The 3,978-nt window shown below is 33.7% G+C and carries 3 protein-coding genes, 1 tRNA gene and 1 pseudogene; 3 read left to right on the top strand and 2 right to left on the bottom strand.

The window, feature by feature from the left end:
* Window positions 1-40: 40 nt before the first annotated feature.
* Window positions 41-223, bottom strand: coding sequence for a hypothetical protein (locus tag OZD61_RS03200; RefSeq protein ID WP_274979823.1), 183 nt, complete (start codon window positions 221-223; stop codon window positions 41-43).
* 74 nt (window positions 224-297) lie between these two features.
* Window positions 298-1,746, bottom strand: a complete 1,449-nt coding sequence (locus OZD61_RS03205; protein ID WP_274979824.1) for a surface protein-related protein — start codon at window positions 1,744-1,746, stop codon at window positions 298-300.
* Window positions 1,747-1,995: 249 nt separating this feature from the next.
* Here OZD61_RS03205 and OZD61_RS03210 point away from each other — a divergent pair.
* From OZD61_RS03210 to OZD61_RS03220, 3 genes and pseudogenes are all read left to right on the top strand, one after another.
* Window positions 1,996-2,068, top strand: a tRNA-Val gene (locus OZD61_RS03210).
* Between the two features lie 26 nt (window positions 2,069-2,094).
* Window positions 2,095-2,991: a cation diffusion facilitator family transporter gene (locus tag OZD61_RS03215; protein WP_274979825.1), complete on the top strand. Its 897-nt coding sequence runs from the start codon at window positions 2,095-2,097 to the stop codon at window positions 2,989-2,991.
* A 52-nt stretch (window positions 2,992-3,043) separates the two neighbouring features.
* Window positions 3,044-3,978 (top strand): annotated as a pseudogene (locus OZD61_RS03220) (hypothetical protein); the annotation flags it as partial.

Consider the following 3,978-nt stretch of genomic DNA (forward strand, 5'->3'; position numbering starts at 1 on the left):
CAGCTTGCAAATGATTGTCCTTTCCTTCATTTCTCTCCTATTACGAAGATTTTAAACAGGTTCTAAGGAGCAGAGAATCTAAATCTTTTTGGATGTGTCCAGTGCTAGGATGCAACAATTCATTTTCATGTAAATGCGCCTCATCAAAGTATTCATCACGTTCAACTGTTCTGCCATCTATTAGGGAAGCTTTATAATGACCGTTTTCTTTTGTAACTGCCATGTAAGCACCACCTTCGTATGAAACATTTAAGTTGTGTATATAGACAGTGCACCCATATCTCCTTGACCATGAGCTTACATGGAAAAAATCTTACCTTCTTGTAGATCAATATGAGTACCTCTGATTAAGTTTGGATCGATATTGACCAGCCCATCTAATATTTTTGCTGCTTGGGAATTATTTTCAATCTTATCAACAGCTTTGTTTTTTAGTTGATCAAACTTTAAAAATGCTGGTCTGTATTTTGTATTTTCCTCATTACGTAACTCTTCAATAGTAATCTCTCCTTTATGATATTTTTGATACATTTCACCACGTTCTTTATTCAAATTATCAAATTCATCTACCTGATTCTTAATTTCTGTATCATATTTTGATAATATCCTCGAAGCCTGATTTTTATACTCTTGACTGTTTCGATATTCATTACCTTGTTGGTCAGAGTAAGTTAGTTTATCCTGTCCATCGGAAGTTTTTACTACCTTGAGGAAATGATATTCCTTTGATATATCAAGTGTATCATTTGTTGCCCTATTTATAGCACGAGCAACATCATAAAATGCAACGTGTTCTACAGGAGAAAAACTTCCAACGTTTTCTCCATCCATTTTTTCTATATTTGCTTTATAGTAGGATACGTTTTTAATTTCTCCACCCACTATTTCTTGACCAATTGCTATGAAATCTCCTTTTGTAACTTGCAAAGCGTTGAGATGTTCCATTGCAGTTTCTGTATCATTCTCAGCAAGCCAACTTTTGAAGTCAGTATCGTGTCCTTTTATGTCTTTCAAGAAACTTTTTGACTCATCTGAGTTACCTTGACGTAAAGCATCTAGGTAGTCTCTTAATAAACTAGGATCTTTTTCCTGTGAGTACATTATCAACGCATGACCTGTTTTATAAACCAAGCTATTTGCTTCGCTGTCCTTTGAGTATTCTAAACTTAAAATTTTATCTAAATCCAAATTTGCAGCTTCAGTTTTGTCGATACTTGATTCTTGAGAATTGAATTTATGATCTGAATGATGCTCAAAGTAGTCTGCAATTCCTTCCATTAATACTGTAGGTAAAGATTTGCCTCCTGTAGCCAAGTAAGTTAAACCATGTGCAAATTCATGCTGAAGGTTATGAACGCCACCTTGCTGGTAGACGTACATTTCAGCAAAAACGTCAGCTTTCCCTTTGTAGTAACATTTACCACCTTCGTCTCCAAGGTAAGAACCGAAACGCTCGCTTCCGCCAAGGTGAGTGTAATCATCCTTGTCATCAAACATGTAAATTTTAAATGTTTGTTCTGAACTGCCGCGTTCTAACTCGAATGCGTTTTTAAAATTAGTAGCTGTTTCTCTTATCTCACTTTCAATGTTAGCAACTTTACTTGCTCTTAAATTGTGAGAATAAACCTCTACTTTAATATTTAAATCTTCAACTTCTATAACATGTGGCGAATTAAACCCTTTGCCGTTATTGTTGAAATATTCTGCTTTAGTTATATTTTTATTTACTTGTTGACTAATTGTCATAATTTTAACCTCTAATTTGCTGATCTTTCAATATCAAGCATAAAGTAATTTCCCCAAAAAAACGTAAATCCCTGTATTAATATAATTTATATCTTAATAAATAAAGTATAGATAGTTAACTTAATATATAAAATTTAGAATATGGCTGAAATTCTATACAGCTATATTCCGGAATCACATTGGACAAGGACAAAAGCAAAGTGGTTTATTGACTTTCATTCCACCAAAGCACTATACTAAAACCACGATGGGTAATTAGCTCAGTTGGTAGAGCACTTGCTTGACGTGCAAGCGGTCGCTGGTTCGAACCCAGTGTTACCCACGTTTTTGTTTATGAAAAGATTTTATATGACAGCAGTGCATAACGGTAAACACTCAGCAGCGCAGTCCAAGCGCTTAATCTATTCCATAATAATAGTTGCGATAACAATGTTTATGGAAATAGTAGGTGGAATAATTTCACATTCGCTTGCTCTATTATCAGATGCAGGGCATATGCTCACTGACCTCTTTGCCTTGGTTTTAAGCTGGTTAGCACATAGGTTTTCAGCTAAGAAATCCGATTTGCAGAGATCATACGGATATCATCGGTTGCAGATAATTGCAGCATTTGTTAATGGTTTAACTCTATTCCTCATTGCAGTAATCATTATAATTGAGTCAATAAAGAGGCTTATTTTTCCAGTCAATGTTGAGTGGAAAGTAATGTTAGTAATTGCTACACTTGGCCTGATCTCTAATATCATAGTCTTTTTTATATTGCATAGTAAATGCGAGAGCAATATAAACATAAAAAGTGCTGTACTACACGTTATAGGAGATATTTTAGGTTCTGTAGCTGCTATACTTGCATCCATAATTATCATGTTTACTGGATGGCAAATGGTGGATCCGATTTTATCGGTATTTGTCAGTGTAATCATTTTGAATAGTGGCTACAAAATTCTAAAGAATTCTTGCCACATACTTCTTGAAGGTACACCTGAAGGGATATCTACTGAGGAAATAAAAAGTAAGATCACATCAGAATTACCTGAAGTGATAAATGTGCACCACATACATGCATGGTCACTGTCTGATAATTATTTTATAATTACCATGCATGCCAAAGTAAAGCAAGATGCACAACACACTGGTATTTTGTATGAGATAAAAAAAATACTACTAAATAGGTTCGAGATAGCACACTCTACAGTCGAGATCGAATACGATGAGTGTGCGGATAATAAAATACTTAAACATTGACGTTTTAAATTATTATGCTATTACTAGAGTGTAATGATGTCAAAGGTAGGCTATGATAGGCATTTCTCAAATACAATTTCCTTCAAAGGAATCTAGCAAGCTAAAGTTTGTTAGTTATTTTGCAACTTTTGTTTCTTTAACCATTATCACTAATCCCGTTAATGTTCTTTTTTCTCTTGGTACTATATTCTTCAGGTCTGAAATTAAAACTCTTTATATCTACAAAGAAATAAAAACGGCAAAACAGCAAAAAATGAGCAAAAGGGAATATTGGGAAATATTTTTTAAGAACAATACAATCAAGGTAGCAGTCTTCCTCTTGTTTTCTGCTTTCATAACATATCTAACTTTCGCTACCACTTTCTTGCTTATTTCGTTACTAGGAACTATACCACTTACAATGCTATTAATTTTATTGCAGAGTGAACTAAGGCCAAAAGATTTTAACCCATTTACGCTGCTTAAAGCTTCTATAAATTTCTTTTTGGAAGGTATAAAAGAGAATTTACGTGGTATGGTTAATAGTTTTGATGTTAAGCTTGAACATTTACTGCCCCATCAATTAAATGATGATATCATTAAAAATATTGATAAATTAAAAGATGAGTATGGTGAAAAAGTATCCGAAGACGTTATTAATGATAGAGAATTTAAGCAATTTATTGAATATATAAATGATTTAAATGAACTTAATTATCGTCAGTTTAGTGATGAGGATAAAGGAAGGGTAATTACATTTTTAAATGACTTTTGCAAAGATGATCAAAAGTATAGCTCCCGCTTTACAGGTGGACGGATTTTACTTTTAGTTCTGAAAGCCTGCAATGATGGAGACAGAGAAGCTGTAAAAAATAAAAAAGACGCGTTAATTACAAATTTGCTTGATAGCCAAACTTTCTCTAGAAAAGAGCGAATTCCTAACACTTGCTTCACCGGTATTATCTATAGAATGTTAAGCACGCTAGAGGGTATTCATCCTGATCCAGA

The sequence above is a fragment of the Wolbachia endosymbiont of Drosophila bocki genome (genome assembly GCF_028982005.1).
GTDB classification, from domain to species: Bacteria; Pseudomonadota; Alphaproteobacteria; order Rickettsiales; family Anaplasmataceae; genus Wolbachia; species Wolbachia pipientis.

Coding starts and splice junctions, on each gene's coding strand:
- OZD61_RS03200 (WP_274979823.1), bottom strand. CDS start 223: ATGGCAGTTACAAAAGAAAACGGTCATTATAAAGCTTCCCTAATAGAT.
- OZD61_RS03205 (WP_274979824.1), bottom strand. CDS start 1,746: ATGACAATTAGTCAACAAGTAAATAAAAATATAACTAAAGCAGAATAT.
- OZD61_RS03215 (WP_274979825.1), top strand. CDS start 2,095: ATGACAGCAGTGCATAACGGTAAACACTCAGCAGCGCAGTCCAAGCGC.